Annotated in this window: 19 protein-coding genes; 10 read left to right on the top strand and 9 right to left on the bottom strand. The window is 39.4% G+C overall.

Annotated features, from left to right (window positions below; all coding sequences use genetic code 11):
* Positions 1-40: 40 nt before the first annotated feature.
* Positions 41-1,537 carry an NAD(P)H-hydrate dehydratase gene (locus QF042_RS24245; RefSeq protein ID WP_307532727.1) on the top strand — a complete coding sequence of 499 codons (1,497 nt, stop codon included), beginning with the start codon at positions 41-43 and terminating at the stop codon, positions 1,535-1,537.
* Positions 1,538-1,666: 129 nt separating this feature from the next.
* Positions 1,667-2,368 (top strand): AIM24 family protein, encoded by a 702-nt coding sequence (locus tag QF042_RS24240; RefSeq protein ID WP_131027862.1) that lies wholly within the window; start codon positions 1,667-1,669, stop codon positions 2,366-2,368.
* 880 nt (positions 2,369-3,248) lie between these two features.
* Here the strand turns inward: QF042_RS24240 and QF042_RS24235 are convergent.
* From QF042_RS24235 to QF042_RS24220, 4 genes are all read right to left on the bottom strand, one after another.
* On the bottom strand, positions 3,249-4,106 hold the full coding sequence (locus tag QF042_RS24235) for an anti-sigma factor (RefSeq protein ID WP_307532726.1): 858 nt from the start codon (positions 4,104-4,106) through the stop codon (positions 3,249-3,251).
* Positions 4,107-4,108: 2 nt separating this feature from the next.
* Entirely contained in the window at positions 4,109-4,660 is a 552-nt protein-coding gene (locus QF042_RS24230) for an RNA polymerase sigma factor (RefSeq protein ID WP_307532725.1), read from the bottom strand.
* A 113-nt stretch (positions 4,661-4,773) separates the two neighbouring features.
* Entirely contained in the window at positions 4,774-5,667 is an 894-nt protein-coding gene (lipA, locus tag QF042_RS24225) for a lipoyl synthase (RefSeq protein WP_307532724.1), read from the bottom strand.
* Positions 5,668-5,881: 214 nt separating this feature from the next.
* Positions 5,882-6,313 carry a GNAT family N-acetyltransferase gene (locus QF042_RS24220; protein WP_307532723.1) on the bottom strand — a complete coding sequence of 144 codons (432 nt, stop codon included), beginning with the start codon at positions 6,311-6,313 and terminating at the stop codon, positions 5,882-5,884.
* A gap of 469 nt (positions 6,314-6,782) precedes the next feature.
* Here QF042_RS24220 and cysS point away from each other — a divergent pair, with 469 nt between their 5' ends.
* The 8 genes from cysS to QF042_RS24180 all read left to right on the top strand — a co-directional run bounded on the left by cysS (position 6,783) and on the right by QF042_RS24180 (position 14,205).
* Complete coding sequence (cysS, locus tag QF042_RS24215; RefSeq protein ID WP_307532722.1) at positions 6,783-8,243, top strand: cysteine--tRNA ligase; 1,461 nt, start codon at positions 6,783-6,785, stop codon at positions 8,241-8,243.
* A 44-nt stretch (positions 8,244-8,287) separates the two neighbouring features.
* Positions 8,288-8,830: an aspartate/glutamate racemase family protein gene (locus tag QF042_RS24210; protein WP_307532721.1), complete on the top strand. Its 543-nt coding sequence runs from the start codon at positions 8,288-8,290 to the stop codon at positions 8,828-8,830.
* Positions 8,827-8,967, top strand: coding sequence for an aspartate/glutamate racemase family protein (locus QF042_RS24205; RefSeq protein WP_307532720.1), 141 nt, complete (start codon positions 8,827-8,829; stop codon positions 8,965-8,967). The genes QF042_RS24210 and QF042_RS24205 overlap by 4 nt, the downstream gene beginning before the upstream one ends.
* Before the next feature lie 152 nt (positions 8,968-9,119).
* The gene (locus tag QF042_RS24200) at positions 9,120-10,508 is read left to right on the top strand and encodes an IS4 family transposase (RefSeq protein ID WP_307527453.1); all 1,389 of its coding nucleotides are present in this window, start codon (positions 9,120-9,122) and stop codon (positions 10,506-10,508) included.
* A 119-nt stretch (positions 10,509-10,627) separates the two neighbouring features.
* Entirely contained in the window at positions 10,628-11,017 is a 390-nt protein-coding gene (locus QF042_RS24195; protein ID WP_307532719.1) for an endonuclease domain-containing protein, read from the top strand.
* 147 nt (positions 11,018-11,164) lie between these two features.
* Positions 11,165-12,145: a M28 family peptidase gene (locus tag QF042_RS24190; RefSeq protein ID WP_307532718.1), complete on the top strand. Its 981-nt coding sequence runs from the start codon at positions 11,165-11,167 to the stop codon at positions 12,143-12,145.
* Positions 12,146-12,233: 88 nt separating this feature from the next.
* Entirely contained in the window at positions 12,234-13,091 is an 858-nt protein-coding gene (locus tag QF042_RS24185; RefSeq protein ID WP_307532717.1) for a nuclear transport factor 2 family protein, read from the top strand.
* A 229-nt stretch (positions 13,092-13,320) separates the two neighbouring features.
* Positions 13,321-14,205: a glycerophosphodiester phosphodiesterase family protein gene (locus QF042_RS24180; protein WP_307532716.1), complete on the top strand. Its 885-nt coding sequence runs from the start codon at positions 13,321-13,323 to the stop codon at positions 14,203-14,205.
* A 78-nt stretch (positions 14,206-14,283) separates the two neighbouring features.
* Here QF042_RS24180 and QF042_RS24175 read toward each other — a convergent pair whose 3' ends face one another.
* From QF042_RS24175 to QF042_RS24155, 5 genes are all read right to left on the bottom strand, one after another.
* Positions 14,284-14,472, bottom strand: coding sequence for a hypothetical protein (locus tag QF042_RS24175; RefSeq protein WP_029280597.1), 189 nt, complete (start codon positions 14,470-14,472; stop codon positions 14,284-14,286).
* A gap of 140 nt (positions 14,473-14,612) precedes the next feature.
* On the bottom strand, positions 14,613-15,134 hold the full coding sequence (locus QF042_RS24170) for a hypothetical protein (RefSeq protein WP_307532715.1): 522 nt from the start codon (positions 15,132-15,134) through the stop codon (positions 14,613-14,615).
* Between the two features lie 241 nt (positions 15,135-15,375).
* Positions 15,376-15,879 carry a DinB family protein gene (locus QF042_RS24165; protein WP_307532714.1) on the bottom strand — a complete coding sequence of 168 codons (504 nt, stop codon included), beginning with the start codon at positions 15,877-15,879 and terminating at the stop codon, positions 15,376-15,378.
* Positions 15,880-16,523: 644 nt separating this feature from the next.
* Positions 16,524-17,486 carry a MoxR family ATPase gene (locus tag QF042_RS24160; RefSeq protein WP_307532713.1) on the bottom strand — a complete coding sequence of 321 codons (963 nt, stop codon included), beginning with the start codon at positions 17,484-17,486 and terminating at the stop codon, positions 16,524-16,526.
* Between the two features lie 5 nt (positions 17,487-17,491).
* On the bottom strand, positions 17,492-18,850 hold the full coding sequence (locus QF042_RS24155; protein ID WP_307532712.1) for a peptidylprolyl isomerase: 1,359 nt from the start codon (positions 18,848-18,850) through the stop codon (positions 17,492-17,494).
* Positions 18,851-18,865 lie beyond the last annotated feature (15 nt).

Here is an 18,865-nt window from a genome sequence, read left to right as displayed (position 1 = left end):
GATCTTTTGTATTATAGCTGTATAACCTTATCTTAGTTATATGCGAACATTGCTTACTTCTGCCCAAATGCGCAGTGCCGATCAGTTTACCATTGCCAATAAACCCATTGCCTCTATCGATCTGATGGAAAAAGCTGCAAGGGCTTTTGTTCAAACTTTTTTAAGAGATGAGTTCGATACGAATAAAAGTATTGCTATATGCTGTGGAAAGGGGAATAATGGGGGTGACGGACTGGCCATAGCTCATTTGCTGATTGCCAACGGATACGGGAATATAAAAGTCTATATTATTGACTTCGGTAAAAAACAGAGCGACGATTTTGCCATCAACCTGCAGCGGATTGAGGAAACACGTTGTAAAAAAACAATCATTACTCAGGCTTCTGATGTAAAGAATCTGAAAGCTGATTTAATTATCGACGCCATTTTAGGCTCTGGTTTAAATAAACCTTTAAGCGGAGAATTTGAGGCGCTGGTACAGGCCATTAACAAGCTGAATAAAAAAGTGTATGCGGTTGATGTACCTACTGGTTTTTTTGCTGAAGGTAAGCTGCCTAAAGATTACAATGGTATAAAAGCCTATAAAACAATTTGTTTTCAACGGCCGAAGATTAATTTTTTCTTCCCAGAGTCGGCCATGGCGACTGAAAAATATGAGGTGGTTGATATTGATCTGGATGAGGCTTTTATCCAAAAACAAGAGGCTGATTTCTATTTGGTGGAGGAAGGTGATATTGAAAAGATCCTTCAGCCCCGAAAATTGTTCAGTCATAAAGGAACTTACGGCCATGCACTGATTATTGCGGGAAATACCAATACCATGGGCGCGGCTTTGCTTTCTTCAATGGCCTGTTTAAATACAGGGGCAGGATTAACTACAGCCTGTATCCCACAGCATGGATTAACAGCTTTAAATACCGCCCTGCCAGAAGTAATGGCCCTGCCAAGGGATGAATATACAAGGATAGAAAACCCAAAGAAATATCAGGCAATTGCTATTGGTCCGGGCTTAGGTACCGAAGCTGAAAATGAAAAACTGCTGGAAAGCTTGATTATGGCCAACCTGGCAATGATCATCGATGCAGATGCTTTAAATATCTTAGGCGAAAGACCCGATCTAATCAATAAACTTGCCGCAAATACCATTATCACCCCACACATGAAAGAGTTCGATCGGTTATTTGGCGAACATGATAACTGGTGGGACAGGCTGCAAACAGCTAAAGGACAGGCCAGGAAGCAGAAGATCGTTATTGTGCTAAAAAACCAATATACCTTTATCTGCCTGCCTACAGGCAAGGTGCTCATCAATCCTACAGGCAATCCGGCGATGGCGCAGGGCGGAATGGGCGATATCTTAACTGGCATTATTGCAGGCTTTGTAGCACAGAAATATACCGCAACAGATGCCGCTATTTTGGCTTGCTACATCCATGGAAAAGCAGGCGATCATTTAGCACATGAACACTTTGTGGTTACTGCCTCGCAGGTTGCAGCCAGGGTGTCAAAAGAAATTAAAGTACTTGTATCCAAATAGTTTGTTTATGATGTCGTTAACCACAATTGTGGAAAAAAAACCGCATTAATCTACTATGCTTCTAGTTAATAATTTATAGTTTAAAGGAATATTAAAATAACAGATAGCTTAAAACGGAAAAAAATTATTATGGCACAAAAAGAGTATACACTGAATGAATTAATTCAGGAATCGGCAGAAAATCCAAATGAAAACGATTTTTTCGAATTAGAGAAACCGGCTATGCTGGAGGTAAATTTAAAAAATCAAAAAATCCTGGCAAAAGTAGGTTCGATGGTTGCTTACATCGGAAATATAGATTTTAAAAGAGAAGGGCTGTTGAGTAAAGGTTTGGGCGGTTTATTAAAGAAAGCCATATCAGGCGAAGGTACCTCATTGATGCACGCAACCGGAACAGGTAAACTATATTTAGCCGATGAAGGTAAGAAAGTAAAGATTATCAAACTACAAAACGAAGCAGTTTTTGTAAACGGAAATGATGTATTGGCTTTAGAAGAGAATATCAAAAACGAAATAAAAATGCTAAAAAGCATTGCAGGGATGATGAGTGGTGGTTTATTTCAGGTTAAATTATCGGGCAGTGGCTATATTGCCATTACCACGCATGGTGAGCCAATCTTATTGAGGGTTACAGGCAACCAGGCTGTATATACCGATCCTAATGCTACAGTGGCCTGGTCTGAAAACTTAACGCCAAACATTAAAACCAATTTAACTTTCGGTTCTTTTATCGGAAGAGGAAGCGGCGAATCTTTCCAATTGGAGTTTTTCGGAGAGGGTTGGGTATTGGTACAGCCTTACGAAGAGGTGAAGTACGCAGCTAAATCTTGATTTGGTAGAATCGTCATCTCGACCGCAGTGGAGAGATTTTAATCGATAAGGTTTCTCCATTTCGTTCACTCCAGTGGATAAGATTTACAAATTAAATGTATATGTATACGCTTTTTTTGGAAAGCAATTGCAGAAGCATTTAGGCAACGATAGTCCTGCCATCCGCTTTACCTCTCTGCGTTCGGTGCCCGCTACTGTCAGGTTTAGGGGGCACTGCTTGTTTTACTATTGAGGGTTGCAGGGTGCAGAATAATCACCTGCCCCCTCTATTCCTAAACCCGGTAGTAGCGGAAATCCTTTTTATTGCCTGGAAGGAAGTTTATCTATGCTTTTCGCCTGTAGGCAGAAATTGCAATAAAAAGATTGGAGTGTATAACGGGACTATAGTACCTACAGAGACTGGAATGTTCGTTTTCACATTACGCATAAATAATCTAGATAATTAGTCCTTTTTTTTGGAAAGCAATTGCAGGAGCATTTGGGGTTAGGTAGTCCTGCCATTCGCTTTACCTCTCTACGTTCGGTGTTCGCTGCTGCCAGGTTTAGGTGGCGCGGCCATTCATCCTATTTAGGGCTGCAGGGCGCAAAACCATTGCTTACAAAGGGCAGGCGAAAGGTCAAAACCCACAGCCCCATTGTTCCTAAACCCGGTAGTAACGGAAATCCTTTTTATTGCTTAAAATAGATTAGACTAAACGTATTGCCTGATGTATTGAATTTGCAATAAAAAGATTGGAGTGTATAACGAGACTGCAGCACCTACGGAGTCGGAACTGTTCGTTTTCTTATAATAAACATCAACGAAAATTAATGTTATAAAAACAAAAAATCCCAACATTAATAAATGCCGGGATTTAATATTTTAACTAATAATTTCTACTTAAACACCACCCATTACGGTTAGTTTTTCCATTGTTGGGTTAACACTTCCGCCCATAGGCTCTATAGTTACGGCGAAAGCCTGTGCTTCCTGAATGGCTTGCATTTTTAATAACGCTTCGTTGTTAGTTGAATCCGTTTTTCCGAATACGCCTAAACTTACCGGTTTGCCGTTTACCAAAGCCCATAGCTGGTATTGATGTTCTGCATCGGTTTTGGGTAAATCCATAGCTACATAGTTAATCAGTACACTTTTATCTTTCTTGTTCCAGTAAACTTTCATTTTCGAGCCAGGGCTAAAAGCCTGACCAGCCATTCTGATGGTTGCCCATTCTTTACTGTCGGCCATTGCAGCCATATTATCCAAGCCCTGGTTTTCAAATTCTAACTTGCTTACCAGGCCAGCAAATTTTTGTTTATCCAGGTTTAAACTTGCAATTTGGTCGTGTGCGGCATTTAGCTTGTTATACGTAATAAACAATGCTGCCGTACTTACCACCAATAAAGCTATACAAGCAACTAAGGCGTAACGCAAAGTTCTTACTTTGGCATCACTTCCATCTAAACGTATAATTCTTGGTTCTTCTGTATAAATAGGTTCGGGCTGAACATTCACATGCTCTTCAACTTCATTTAACCCCAACTTTTCGAATAATCTTGTTTCTACATCTGCAGATGGTTCCACAGCATTTTGCATAGCATATTGCTCCATAGCTTGCTCAATGGCAGCTATTTCATCTCTTACCTCAGGGTATTGAGATGCCATTTCCTCTACCTGCAACGCTTCTTCAGGTGATAAATCACCTAAAACGTACAGTTCGAGTACTCCAGATTCGATATATGCTTTTAAATTTTCCACGCTCAATTAAAATTCCTTCTCAATTCAATAATAGCCAACCGGATCCGGGTTTTCACCGTACCTAATGGCAGATCTAACTTTTCTGCGGCTTCCACATGGGTGAAACCCTTGTAATAAACTAAATCAAGAACTGCTTGTAAATCCGGTTTAAGGTTCTCTACAAGTTGCTTAACTCCAAGAACATCAGGATTAAACGTTACCTTGTTTTGTTCTTCAACGAAACTTACGTTATTTTCTATATCTTGGTTTTTGAGTGAATTCTTAAAGTCTTTAGAACGTAGTTTGTCGATCGATAAATTGCGGGCAATGTTCATCATCCACGTAAACAAACGTCCTTTAGTATTGTCATAGTGTGCAGCAGACTGCCAGATTTTTACAAAAGTTTCTTGTAGTACATCTTCAGCAAGCTCTGTGTGAGTGATAATACGCGAGATAACGCCGTAAAGCGCTGACGAATACATGCTGTACAGTGTTTTTAGAACCGCTGGATCTTTCGATTGCAGTGCTTGAACAAGTTCAGGCTCGGTTAGGGTTAATTTTTTTAATGCAGTCACTATTGGTTGCTAAGATACAATACAGAACAGTAAAAGCAAAAAAATGTTTTATAAAGGCATTCCGCTTAGGAGTACATTATAAAACGTTTGAAATTCCTGGTTAAATAAGTGAATTATGCAATTCCTTCAATCGGAAAAAGGTGTTTTTCGGCATGGTAAGATGAGCGTACCAGCGGACCACTTTCTACATACTTTAAACCTTTTGCTAAACCAGCCTCTTTATACATGGCAAAAGTATCAGGATGGATCCAATCTATAACCGGGTGGTGGTTGCGCGTAGGTTGTAAGTATTGCCCTAAAGTTAAAATATGCACACCATTGGCAACCAAATCGTCCATGGCTTCGAAAATATCTTCTTCGGTTTCGCCCAAGCCAAGCATAATACCTGTTTTTGTTCTTAAACCAAATTCTGAAATTCTTTTTAACGCTTCTAAACTTCTGTCGTATTTTGCCTGGATCCGCACTTGTTTGGTTAAACGCTTAACCGTTTCCATGTTGTGCGAAACCACTTCTGGTCTTTCTTCTAATACGTGATATAAATTATCCCACTGACCTTTAAAATCGGGGATTAGGGTTTCCAACGTGGTAATTGGACTTTCTCTGCGGATGGCCTGTAAGGTTTCTGCCCAGATGATTGAGCCGCCATCTTTTAAATCATCGCGATCTACCGAAGTAATTACGCAATGTTTAACACCCATTAATCTTACCGAATCGGCAATTCGGTTTGGTTCGTCAGCATCAACAGCCAAAGGACGTCCGGTTGCAACTGCGCAGAAAGAGCAGCTACGGGTACAGATGTTACCTAAAATCATGAATGTTGCCGTGCCTGCGCCCCAACATTCGCCCATATTTGGGCAATTGCCGCTTTCGCAGATGGTGTGGAGCTTGTGCGTGTCTACTAAACTGCGAACTTGTGCATATTCCTTACCAACAGGTAATTTTACACGTAACCAATCTGGTTTACGTTTAACTTCAGTCACAGCAGGTACTACCGGTAAATCAATCATGGTACAAAGTTAACGAATAGGATTGAAATGTTACAATGCTGAAATGTTTGAGGGTTGTAATAATTAGGGTGAATTGCTTAATTGTTTGAATTGGTTAAGCGGTTAACTGTGAGGGCGAACTTGCAAAGTCTGCCGGGCAGGAGCGGAGCTAGACTTCGCAAGTTTAGCAAGGGCCTGCTCTTAGTGTCAGATATTTCTATCTGATACGAAAAAGTTAATCCAGCTCCATTTCAAAAGCGATCTGCCGTTTATTCTCTTTAAAGCCAATCCGCTCATAAAACCGATGACTTTCGGTGCGTTTGGTATTACACCTTACCTTTAGTTTTTTTACCTGATGCGCTTTTGCCCAAAGGTTTACATGCTCAATCAACTGTTTGCCAATTTTTAGGTTTCGGTAATTTTCATCCACAATCAAGCCACCTATTTCGACAAATGGATCGGATTCTATCCGAAGGGTATAAAAACCATGAATCCAGCCTGCTACTTTGCCATCAACTAAAGCAACAAATGCGCAGTTTTCGTTACTGTTATTTATGCTTTTAATTCTGGCCGATGTTTGCTTGACGTCACTTTCGTAACCCAGTTGTGTAGAAAGTGCGGCTACGCTCTCGGCATCTTGCTCTAAAATTTCTCTGATCTGAACCATTTTTACTGATGTTTTGATAGATGAAGCTAAAATTAAAGATTAAATTTTGTTTTTACTGTCAGATGGTAACATCTGACAGCACACCGCGTGCCAGGGCAACTTGCGAAGTCTCACAAAGCCATAGGCTGGGCAGGCTTCGCAAGTTTGGCGCCGGTTTTTCACGCCAAAAGCACAGAAATAACCAAGCTAAACCCTATTGAAGCGGCAGCCTGAGCCCCTTCGGCGAAGCTACAGCGGAAAGAGGGACTGTTGTAACCGATAAGCAGCAATTACCTTTTCAAATGTTAAAGAAAAAACCCTAAGCTGGTAACAGACAGTATTAAATCATTTTTTTAAAGATCCTTCGACAGGCTCAGGATGACAATTCTAACGAAAGACTAATTGCTTTTCAAATGTTTGAGAAAAATCATAAGCGAAACATTGCAACTTTTAACGTTTCAACTTTCTAACTTAATCTTACATTTGCAATATGAATACTGGCTTACAGCTTTATAATACGCTTTCGCGCAAAAAAGAACTTTTTCAACCCTTAAATGCACCCAATGTTGGGATGTATGTTTGCGGCCCTACAGTTTATAGTGATGTGCACCTGGGTAATTGCCGTACGTTTATTTCTTTCGATTTAATTTTTAGGTATCTTAAATATGCGGGTTATAAAGTACGTTATGTACGTAATATTACTGATGCAGGTCACTTAGAGGGCGATAGGGACGAGGGTGACGATAAGTTTGCGAAACGTGCTAAATTAGAGCAGCTTGAGCCAATGGAAATTGTACAGAAGTACACTTTAGGTTTCCATGATGTATTGCGTATGTTTAATACCTTGCCACCAAGTATTGAGCCTACGGCTACAGGTCACATTATTGAGCAGATTGAAATGATTAAGGTAATTATTGCCAATGGTTATGGTTACGAGGTTGATGGTAACGTATATTTTGATGTAGAAAAATATAGCAAAGAATATAATTATACCATTTTAACCAACCGCAATCTGGAAGATATGCTGAACAATACCAGAGAACTGGGTGGCCAGGATGAGAAACGCGGAAGGCTGGATTTTGCACTCTGGATAAAAGCGAAACCTGAAACCCTAATGCAATGGCAATCGCCCTGGGGCATGGGTTTTCCGGGCTGGCATATCGAATGTTCGGCTATGAGTGCTAAATATTTGGGTGCCGAATTTGATATCCACGGTGGTGGAATGGATTTAGCGGCAACGCACCATACCAATGAAATTGCACAATCTGAAGCTTGTAGCCATAAACAGCCTGCCCGCTATTGGATGCACACCAATATGCTTACCGTAAACGGTACGAGAATGTCTAAATCAGCCGGGAATGGTTTTCTTCCTTTAGAATTATTTACTGGCGATCACCCTTTATTGAAAAAAGGCTTTAGCCCGATGACGGTTAAGTTTTTTATGTTACAGGCACACTACCGCAGTACTTTAGATTTTTCTAATGATGCATTGGATGCTTCAGAAAAGGGCTTTCGCCGCTTAATGGCTGCCATTGGTTTGTTAGATAAGTTGACCGTTTCGGAGCAGAACGATTTCGATATAGATGCACTGAAGGATAAATGCATCCACGCGATGAATGACGATTTTAACAGTCCGATTCTGATTGCCGAACTATTTGAAGCGGTAAGAATTATCAATACCGTTTACGATGGTAAAGGAAAAATCTCTGCCGAAGCTTTAGAAAAGTTAAAGCAGCTGATTAACGATTTCGTATTCGATATTTTAGGACTGAAAGATGAGGATGCCGGAGGTAACGACTTAAACGGCGTTTTGGATATGGTAATTAACTTAAGGACAGAAGCGAAAGCTAATAAAGATTATGCTACTTCTGATCGTATTCGTATCGGATTACAGGAATTGGGTATCCAGCTTAAGGATGGCAAAGAGGGTACGACCTGGAGTAAGTCTTAATTAGTCCTGAGTCTGTAGTCCAAAGTCATGAGTCGATTTTAATAATGAGAAAAATTGGTTTAGTAGGCGGCATTAGCTGGGTATCGACAATAGATTATTATCGTTTTATAAATGAGGGCGTAAATGAGCGGCTGGGTGGATTAAATTTCGCCGAATGTTTAATTTACTCCCTTAATTTTGCTGATGTTCAGGATAAAACCTGGGAAGGATCGTTTGATCTTTTGCTAGATGCCTGTGAGCGTTTAAAGCGTAGTGGTGTAGAAGCCATTGTGTTATGTGCCAATACAGCCCATCTTTTTGCCGATCAGCTTCAGGAAAAAATTGCTTTGCCGATTATCCATATCGGTACAGAAACTGCTAAAGCCATAAATGCTACAGGAATTAAAAAGGTAGGTTTATTGGGTACCGTACTTACCATGGAAAAGGACTTTTATATTAAAAAGCTCGAAGACCATGGATTAAACGTATTGGTGCCAGCCAGGAAAGAAACCCGTGATTACATACAGTTTACACTTAAAGAAGAACTGGGTAGAGGATTAATTTTAGCGGAAACCAGGGAGCAGTATATCAAAAAATTAATGATTTGATAGCAGATGGCGCTGAAGGCATTATTCTGGGATGCACAGAAATTCTAATGCTGATTAGTCAGGCTGACTTTGAAATTCCAATATTCGATACCACTAAAATTCATTGCCAGGCGATTGTAGATTATATTCTTTCTTAGAAGATTGCATTTATAAGCATCCCAAGCCCCCTTAAACTGAGAACGAGTTAAGCGCGGGAAAACAAAACCTGTACATTTAAAGTTCACCAAGGAATCCGTCCCCCTTTGAAGCTATCGTGTGGACACATCTTTTTATTTACTTTGCGCTTGATATGCATCGAGAATTTACAGATTTAGGGGATCATCGTTTACTTTTAAGAGGGAATAAGATTTTAAATGACCTTTTTAGCCGGAGTGTTCATTCGATACGGCAACTTACAGATGATGATGCATCCGCAAAAGGCTTCTACCGTTTTCTCCTGAATGAACGGATAAGCGAGGATGAACTCTTGTCCAACCTTATTGGGAACTGTAAAGCAGCATGTTCAGGCAGATATGTTATCTGCTTTCAGGACACTACCGAGATTAACCTTAGTAGTCACGGGAATAGGATAAATAAAACCAGTGGCCTAGGCACCACCAATGCAAACAAAGTTAAGGGGCTTGGCTTTTTTATACATCCAAGCCTGGTTGTTGATGCAGAGAACTGCATTCCCTATGGTTACTCTGACATTAAGATATGGAACCGACCGCTGGAGTTTAGCTCAAAATTTGAGCGTCAGTACCAATCGCTGCCTATAGAAGAGAAAGAATCCTATAAATGGATCGAGGCTTCGAACAATACCAAATCTGCATTAAGCGATGTTGTAAAGGGTATGCTGATCGTTCAGGACAGAGAGGGCGATATATATGAACAGTTTGCGCTCATTCCAGATGGGCACACCGATCTATTGGTCCGGGCAAGATCCAACAGAACGCTGGGCGATAAGACCAAGCTTTTCGATTGCCTTTCCGCCTATGAGTCAGCAGGATACTACGAACTTCCTGTAGCCGCCAAGGGGAAACGGAAAAAGCGGACTGCTAAAATAGAGGTCAGGTATAGAGATATCGAAATAAAAAGCACAAAGGGTACCAGCAAGGGGTTGCCCACTACAGTACCCCTGTTTATGGTAGAGGCAAAAGAGGTTGGCTACGCAGGAGAGGACAGTATCTGCTGGAGGTTGCTGACTACCCTTCCTGTAGAAAGTATCGAAATGGCAAAGGCCTGTATAGAATGGTACAGCTGGCGATGGACTATAGAGGAAGTATTCAAGATACTTAAGAAAGAGGGATACAACATAGAAGCATCGGAACTTGAATACGCCTCTTCGGTTAAAAAACTTTCTATACTGATCATGGAAGTGGTGATCAAACTGTTTCTCATGAGACTCTCCTATGCAGAGCCTGAGATAGAACTGTCAGCAGATTCCTGTTTTACGGCCCAGGAACAGGAGTTTCTTGATCATCGGATAATCCGTCTTGAAGGGAAAACCCAAAAGCAGAAAAACCCATATCAGGCAAAAGACCTAAAGAGGTATGTATGGGCAATAGCCAGACTTGGGGGATGGAAAGGCTACGAAAGTAACAGGCACCCAGGAATTACTACCCTTTGGATAGGCATCAAGTATTTTAAAGCATCAATGCAGGGTTGGGATATCCACAGAGATGTGTCCACACGATAGCCTTTGAAGGGGGCAGGGGGATGAAGAAGAGTACATTTATTTTAAAGATTAATAAAAAGAGCAGATTGATTGCTATATTCATTTCGACTTTTTACTTCTAAGAAAAGCGTTGAGATGTCATGGATAACAACCACTATAATTCTAAATTAAAAACTTTTGCCAGAGGCCATCGAAATGATAGTACCAAAGCCGAGATAAGAATGTGGTGTGAATTGTTGACGAATAAAAAAATGCTGGGATATTCTTTCTTAAGACAGCGGCCGATTGCGAATTATATTGCAGATTTTTTTTCAAAAGATTTAAAGTTGGTTATCGAGGTTGATGGACTTTCTCATGAATGGGAGGGGCAATTTGAAAAAGACAAAGCACGTGAAAATGTTTTGAAAGCATTGGGTTTTCATGTTCTGAGGTTTAGCGATGATGAGGTAATGAACGATATCGAGAATGTGAACAGGACGATTCAATGTTTTATAGAGAAGTGGGAGAAGGAGCATCCGAGATCCTGTTGAAGAAACAAGTTTTTGCCAGGTCATCCCCCTGCCCCCTTCAAAAGGGGGAATGGACTATTCTAGCAATTAATTCGTCCCCCTTTGAAGGGGGTAGGGGGATGAGAGATAAGTCACACTACTTTAAACAATTTTCCGTTAGATTAAACAATGAATAAAAAACTTTTCATCCTGCCTTTATTCGCTTTAATTGCATTTCAGGCTTGTCAGAATAAAACAAACCAAAATGCTGATGAAACTGGAGAGAAGCCACTAAGTTTAGCTTCTCCAGATTTTAATGCCGATAGTGCTTATGCCTATACCAAAACGCAGGTAGATTTCGGACCAAGAATTCCGGGAACGGAAGCACACCAAAAATGTGCAGATTATTTGGTGGCAAAATTAAAGTTGTTCGGTGCCGAAGTAAGTATCCAAGGCGAGAGAACGCAAACTTATGATGGGAAGAGCTTTCAACTGAAAAACATTGTTGCTGCATTTCATCCAGATAAAAAGAAGAGGGTTTTAATTACGGCACATTGGGATGCCCGCCCATTTTCTGATCAGGATACCGACCCTACAAATCATACAAAACCTTTTGATGCCGCAAATGATGGGGCGAGCGGAGTGGCGGTGATTTTGGAAATGGCACGTCAGATTCAGCAGAAACAGCCAGATGTTGGAATTGATTTCGTACTATGGGATTTGGAAGATTATGGCAAGGCCAATGATGAAACACCAGATGAAACCACATGGTGCTTAGGCTCTCAGTATTGGGCTAAAAAAGCAATTGCAACAGGATATAAAGCTCTGTATGGCATTAACCTTGATATGGTTGGTGGTGGTAGCGCACAGTTTACACAGGATGAAATTTCCCGTCAAGCTGCTCCAAACGTAGTAAACCTGGTTTGGGATATTGGTAATGAAATTGGCTATGCTTCTTACTTTACAAAAATACCAAGCGGAAAATTAGTTGATGATCATTTTTGGATGAACAAAGCCGGTGTTTCTTCTATCGATATTATCCATTACAGTGATAACAGTGGTTTTTATATTAATTGGCACACACAATTGGATAACTTAGCCAACATTGATAAAAATACCTTGAAGGCCACCGGGCAAACTGTTTTAGAAACCATTTATAGAGAAAAATAACTGGCCTTAATGTGTAATTGTTAATTACTTTTAAGGCCATACATTAAAGAAAATTTTATATTCGCAAAACATATTATCTTAATTAATAATGAAAAAATTATTTTCAACTGTAATAGCTTCGCTTTTAGCCCTAGGTGCTTTTGCCCAAAAAAGTGACGGAACAACCAAATCTTTAGTAAATGCGGAGAAGGATTTTGCTAAATCAATTGCCAAAAATGGAGATAAAGAAGCTTTTATAGACTATTCAACAACAAGCACTTTAGTGTTCAGGCCAAATCCGGTTAATGCCAAAACTTTTTACGCTGGTAAAGCAAATGCTGAAAACGACGTAACGTGGACACCAAACCTGGCGAAAGTATCACGTAGTGGCGATTTAGGTTTCACTACCGGGCCTTATGAAATTGGAACTTCGGAGAAAAAATACGGTCAATACTTATCGATCTGGAAACCAGAAAATGGAAGATGGAAATTAGCCATTGATTTAGGAACAGAGAGCAATAAACCTTTGGCTAAAGTTTCGCCACAGTTTATCGAACCTAAAGATCACGTTGCACCAAAGTTCTTAAATGAAAAAGAAATTAAGGCTGGGAAAGAAATTATCTTAACCACCGAGAAAACATTAAATACTTTGTTAAAAACGCATGGAATTGCAGCATTTGGAGGTTTTTTAACCAATGATGCCCGTTTGCTTTTCCCAGGTAACGAAGCCATTGATGGAAAAGGAAAAATTATTGCTTTTTATAACGGCATGATCAGCAAAATTAACCTGAAAACAACAGGCGTAGATAAAGCAATCGGCAGCGATTTGGCTTATACTTATGGTGTTGCTACTATCGATTACAAGGCCGATTTACGCGAAAGCTTTAACTATGTTTTTGTTTATGAAAAAGCAGCGGATGCAAGCTGGAACTTAATTGTACAAGCCTTTGTACCAGCAGAAAGATAAGTAACAAATGTGAATTAAAGAGGGCTCTCCATAAAAGAAGCCCTTTTTTTATTTCAGAACCTTGTTTTTACCAGCAGTTGCTTTGGGTTTAGCCCCGATTGAAACGGCATCCTCGTAGCGCAGCGAAAAGGATATAGTGGAAAGCGGGAGCAATGTTAAATATAAGCACAATTTTTGCGCTCCTGAAAATGATTATCATAATAAATTGTCCATTTTACGTTTAAAATTCATGCATAAAAAAGTACTTCTGCTCTCAATCCTAACTTTATTATTTTTTCAGGTTTCTGCACAAAAAAAGAAATTCGATGTACAGGGTAAAGCTGGTGCACGCGGTATTATGCCCGAGAATACCATTGAAGGCATGTTAAAAGCTATCGATTTAGGCGTTACCACCTTAGAAATGGATGCTGTGATTTCAAAAGATAAACAAGTGGTGCTTTCGCAAGAGCCTTATTTCAATAACGAGATTTCTTTGCAACCCAACGGGAAACCGATTACACTCAAAGATCAGAAGAATTATAACATCTACAAGATGGATTATGAGGAGATTAAAAAGTTTGATGTAGGAAGCAAAGTTCACAGCCGCTTTCCCGGGCAGATGAAATTTAAAGCTTACAAACCCCTGCTTTCTGAAACCATAAATGCGGTTGAGGCTTATGTTAAAGAACATAAACTCGCCAAACCTGTATATAGCATCGAAACGAAAACGATTAAAAATGGCGACAATGAATTTCATCCGGAACCTGCAGAATTTGTAGAGCTGATTATGGAGGTCATTAATTCGAAAAAACTTGCCAAAAGAGTCATTATCGAATCGTTTGATATGCGTACGCTACAATACCTGCACGAGAAATTCCCAAAAATACAAACCTCATTATTGATTGACGAAAAAGAACCTTTTGAAGATTATATTGAGAAATTAGGGTTTAAACCAACCATTTACAGCCCTTACTCGGTACTGGTAGGTAAAGGTTTGGTAGACCGCTGCCATGAAATGGGCATCAAAATTATCCCCTGGACGGTGAATACGGTAAAAGAAGTGAATTATTTTATGAGCTTGGGTGTAGATGGCATCATTACCGATTTCCCAAACATCATGGGGCAACTTAAATAGCAAGAATAAGGGGGTACAAAAAAAGCGTTCTGATTTTAAATCTGAACGCTTTTTTATGCTTTTATAACTGGAAACTTCCTAGTGATGTGCTTCTGGTTTTTCGTGCGCTGCTTCAGTTTTTTCATGGTGAGCAGGTGCTTCTTCGTGGTTAAAGATTGGTCTGGTGAAATAAACAACCAATAATAAAACCAGAATCCATGCCGTTAATGGTAAAGCCCAAATGCCTTTTGTTTGCTGAACCGGTGCGTGTGAATCGTGAGCTGACATATCGAATATTTTTGATTTAAAGATTTATGCTTTGTAATTGTGCGGTAAAGATAGTAACAAAATTAAAATAACAAGGGTAATTTGACGAATAGTATTTTAAGACAATCCAGCTAATTAAAAAGGATAAAAGGCAGCGCCTTTTATCCTTGTAGATCGTAAATCATTGCTTTTGTGCTATTCATTTTGCTTTTAATACGGTTTTGGTGCTCCAGTAAAGTGCTCTGTTCATCCTGAACGGCATTAAACAATTCTGCTTTTCTGAAATAGTTTGCCGCTTCTGCAAAATTTTGCTGTTGCTCGGCATGCAGCCCTAAACATTCGTAAATGTGCGCTTCACAAACACCAGGTACAAGCAAAGCCTTTTCTGCAACCTGCTTTACCAGTTTATGCATTTTAAGCGTAATCACAAGTTCCAGGTAGGGTTTATAAACCTCAGGAAAATCGGCATCCAACTCGATACAACGTTTGTAATAATAACCTGCAGTTTTATAATCTTTAAAATGATTCTGATAAATATCGCCTAGCTGAAAATAAGCTCTTGCATAATCAGGGTCGAAAACAATAATTTCGTTAAAATACTGAAGTGCTTTGGGTAATTCGCCCCAGTGCAATTCTTCAATGGCCTGTAGATATTTTTCTTCTACAGTGGTATAAATGTCCATAACGGATATAATTAATTTTGATAAGCGGTAAAAGGCTTAGCAAATGCGTAATAAAATGATTTTAATTTGGGTTTATGTGCCCTGGAGCTTAAAACCGCTTAAGGGTTTGGGAGGAAATTTAATTCAATACCCAAGCCCTTTATGCCACAAGACTGGCTAAAGTTTAATTGTTGGATATGTAGTTGACGTAGCATTTCTGTAAATTTTGATGCAAATATATTTATTTTCAGTGAATTGCAAATTATTTTTCTGCTAAGGACAAAAAATTAAACTTGGTCAAAGCATTTTTAATCTGCCTCCTATGTCTTAAAATATGAACAATAGCGTGCTCTAACATTTGTTCTACATCGTATTGCTGTCCCCACCTTGTGTTTATCTTTTTCGATTGATCGAACTCCTCCATGGTGATGTCGGGATTTCTGATGAAAAAGTCCTCGTTATATTTAAGTGCTTCCCCGAGTCTTGAAATATAAGGTGTAATGTGGTCAAACTTCAATCGGTCCGGCCTGACTGTTTTCAATCCAATAGAATTTTCGATATACACCGCATAACTAAACATCGAAGCAGTTACATGCGTTAAGATAGTTTGAATGGAAATGCAATCTGTATTTGAACTTTCTGGTTCAATGGTTTTAGTCAGTTGATGCGGACTAATTGGTTCGATTACCGCAATCAGTTCATCAACTGCTTTTTTATATTCATCCATTAGCGCAGCTATAGCGCCTGTAAGGTTATTGGTATCCATCTTAAAACAAATATAATTGTTTGGAATGATTTTATGTAGGTTCGGATTATAATCCCCACCAGCATAATGTAGATTTGTAATCCACAAATAGACAGTTGGAAATCCTGGCTCATCAGAGCTGCGTGTGGGCACATCTTTTTGAGGTTGATTTTTTAGGCGTTTTGCTAGCTCCTCAAATTACACATTGTCTTAACCGAAGAACGCCGTCAATCCCAAGGGCCCGAGAAATCAAAAAAACAGTTGCAGGAAATAGCAAATAGTACTACCAAACCTAAAACGCAGTGGTTTTGTGTTCATAGACGTTAACTTTAAAGCTTTGATAAGTATGAACACAAAACGAAGTGCCGCTGTTTTTTTGATGTGTGCAGGATTGTGTAAAAGGCCCATTGCTGGATTGACAGAGCGCTTTGGGTACTTTGGCGCTCCAAAGTACCATGCCCCGCGGCATAGAGCGGAAACATAATAAACATTTTTGTACTTAAAACGACAGTTTTTTGAACCGAACTTGTTAGTAGCACAAAAAGATGCTGAACTAAATTCAGCATGACGATCGCCTTAGGCAAGGGGCAAAACAAATATAGATTTAAAAGATGTCCACATGATAGCATCAGACTGGATCGTAAATCCCGTTTAGCTTAATGCTACTACAATAAATCTTTAATAATTTTTTCTATAGATAAACCTTCGGCTTCTGCGCGATAATTACGCACAATGCGGTGACGTAAAATAGGTTCGGCAACAGCTTTAACATCTTCGATATCAGGTGAGTATTTTCCGGTTACAGCGGCATGGCATTTTGCACCCAGTACTAAAAATTGAGAAGCCCGCGGACCAGCACCCCAGCTAATGTATTTGTTAATCGCATCTGTAGCAAATTCGCTGTTCGGACGGGTTTTAGCCGCTAATTTTACTGCATATTCTAAAACATTATCTGTAATTGGAATATCGCGGATCAGTTTCTGGAAATATTGAATATCATCTGCATGGATAATTTTCTGCAGCTGTATGGTTTTATTGCTTGTGGTGTTTTTTACGATGTTCAATTCATCTGCAAAGGCAGGATAATTTAATTGAATATTGAACATGAAACGATCTAATTGAGCTTCGGGTAGGGGGTAAGTTCCTTCCTGTTCAATCGGATTTTGTGTGGCCAAAACGAAAAATGGTTTTGGTAGGATATGGGTCTGGCCAGCTGCGGTAACCGATTTCTCCTGCATGGCTTCTAATAAAGCAGCTTGGGTTTTTGGCGGTGTACGGTTAATTTCATCAGCCAGGATAATATTAGAAAAAACAGGCCCTTTTATAAACTTAAAGTGCCTGTCTTCTCCTAAAATCTCTGCGCCAATAATGTCGCTTGGCATTAAATCCGGTGTAAACTGAATTCGATTGAAATCGAGATCTAAAACAGAAGCTACAGTTTGTACAAGTAAAGTTTTGGCTAATCCTGGTACGCCCACCAACAGACAATGTCCGTTACTAAATATGGCGATTAAAACAGATTTTATGATGTCATCTTGTCCAACTACTACTTTGCTTATTTCGGCTTTAATGTTGTTGAAAGATTGATGAAGTGCATCAACAGCTTCTACTTCGTTCTTATACTGCATTGGTGTTATTTTGCGGCTGTGGTTTTAGTCCAGATTTTTAATTCATCACAGGTATTAAATTCGTCATCGATTTTAATGTAAGTGCTTTCGCGACGTTTTTCAAACCATTCGCTTAAAGTACGATTAATTTTATCACTTTGTGCGGCATCTCTGATTTTTGGAAAATCTTGAGTTAAGTTTGCTTTGTGCGGTGGTATTTTAGATTTTAAATATAAAATACGGTAGCCTTGTTTTCCATCAGCTGCAGTAAATAAATCTGGTTTAGAAATGCCGCCAATTTTCATGCTATCGATGACCAAAAAAACCGAAGGATCTAATTTATCAACCGGAATAAAAGTACTTCTTGCCTGAACATTTTCGGCATTAAGCATCATACCACCATTGTATTTACTCTCTTTATTATCTGAATAAAGGTTTGCAGCAGCAGCGAAACTTAATTTTTTACCGATAATATTGTTGTAAATACTATCCGCATGTAATTTTAAACGGGTTAAACTTTCTGGTGTAGTTTTAGGCATAATTAAAATATGTCTAACGTGTACCTGCTCGCCTCTACGCTCTAAAACCTGTAAAAAGTGGAAGCCATAATCTGTTTCGAACACAGGCGAAATTTCTCCGGCTTTTAATTTAAATGCCCAGGCCGTAAATTCTTTAACCATCGTGTTCCTGTCAATAAAACCGTAATCACCACCATCGGCGGCTGAACCCGGATCTTCAGAATAAGTTTTTGCTAAAACACCCATATCCTCGCCACTTTTAACCCTTAAACGAAGGGCTTCAATTTTATCGCGGAATTTCTGTTTTTCTGCTCTGGTTAACTGCGGATTTAAAATCACCTCGCCAACTTCAACCTCCGTATTAAATTCAGGGATGCTATCACCTAAAGATTTGAAATATTTTTCAACCTCCATTGGTGTAACGTTAATGTTTTCGGTGATTTTTTGTTGCATTTTCTGTGCAATCAATTCATCTTTTACTGATGGTCTGATCTCGTCTTTGTACTGCAGAACAGATTTGTTTAAGAATTGCTCTAAACGCTCCTGGCCACCGGCACGTTGCATACTAAAGCGCATACGCTTGTTAACCTCATCATCAACGGCACCATCTTCAACCATTACCGAATCAATTTCGGCCTGTTGTTTAAGTAATTTTTGAGTTAAGGTTTGTTGTAATATTTTACACTTAATATCATTGTTAGCCTGGTTACCCTGATAAAGATATTGAGTATATTGTTGGTTTAAATCTGATAGCAGGATAATATTATTTCCTACAACAGCAGCAACTTTATCTACAGTGTGCTTTTGAGCGAAACTGTTTAAAAACAGGCAAATTAATGCGGTTGCTACTAAAAAAACTTTCTTCATTCTATTTGTTATATT

This window comes from Pedobacter sp. W3I1, from assembly GCF_030816015.1.
In the GTDB taxonomy this organism is placed as follows: domain Bacteria; phylum Bacteroidota; class Bacteroidia; order Sphingobacteriales; family Sphingobacteriaceae; genus Pedobacter.
Note: the sequence above shows the minus strand (reverse complement) of the source record. Positions and strands in the feature narration are given on the sequence as shown.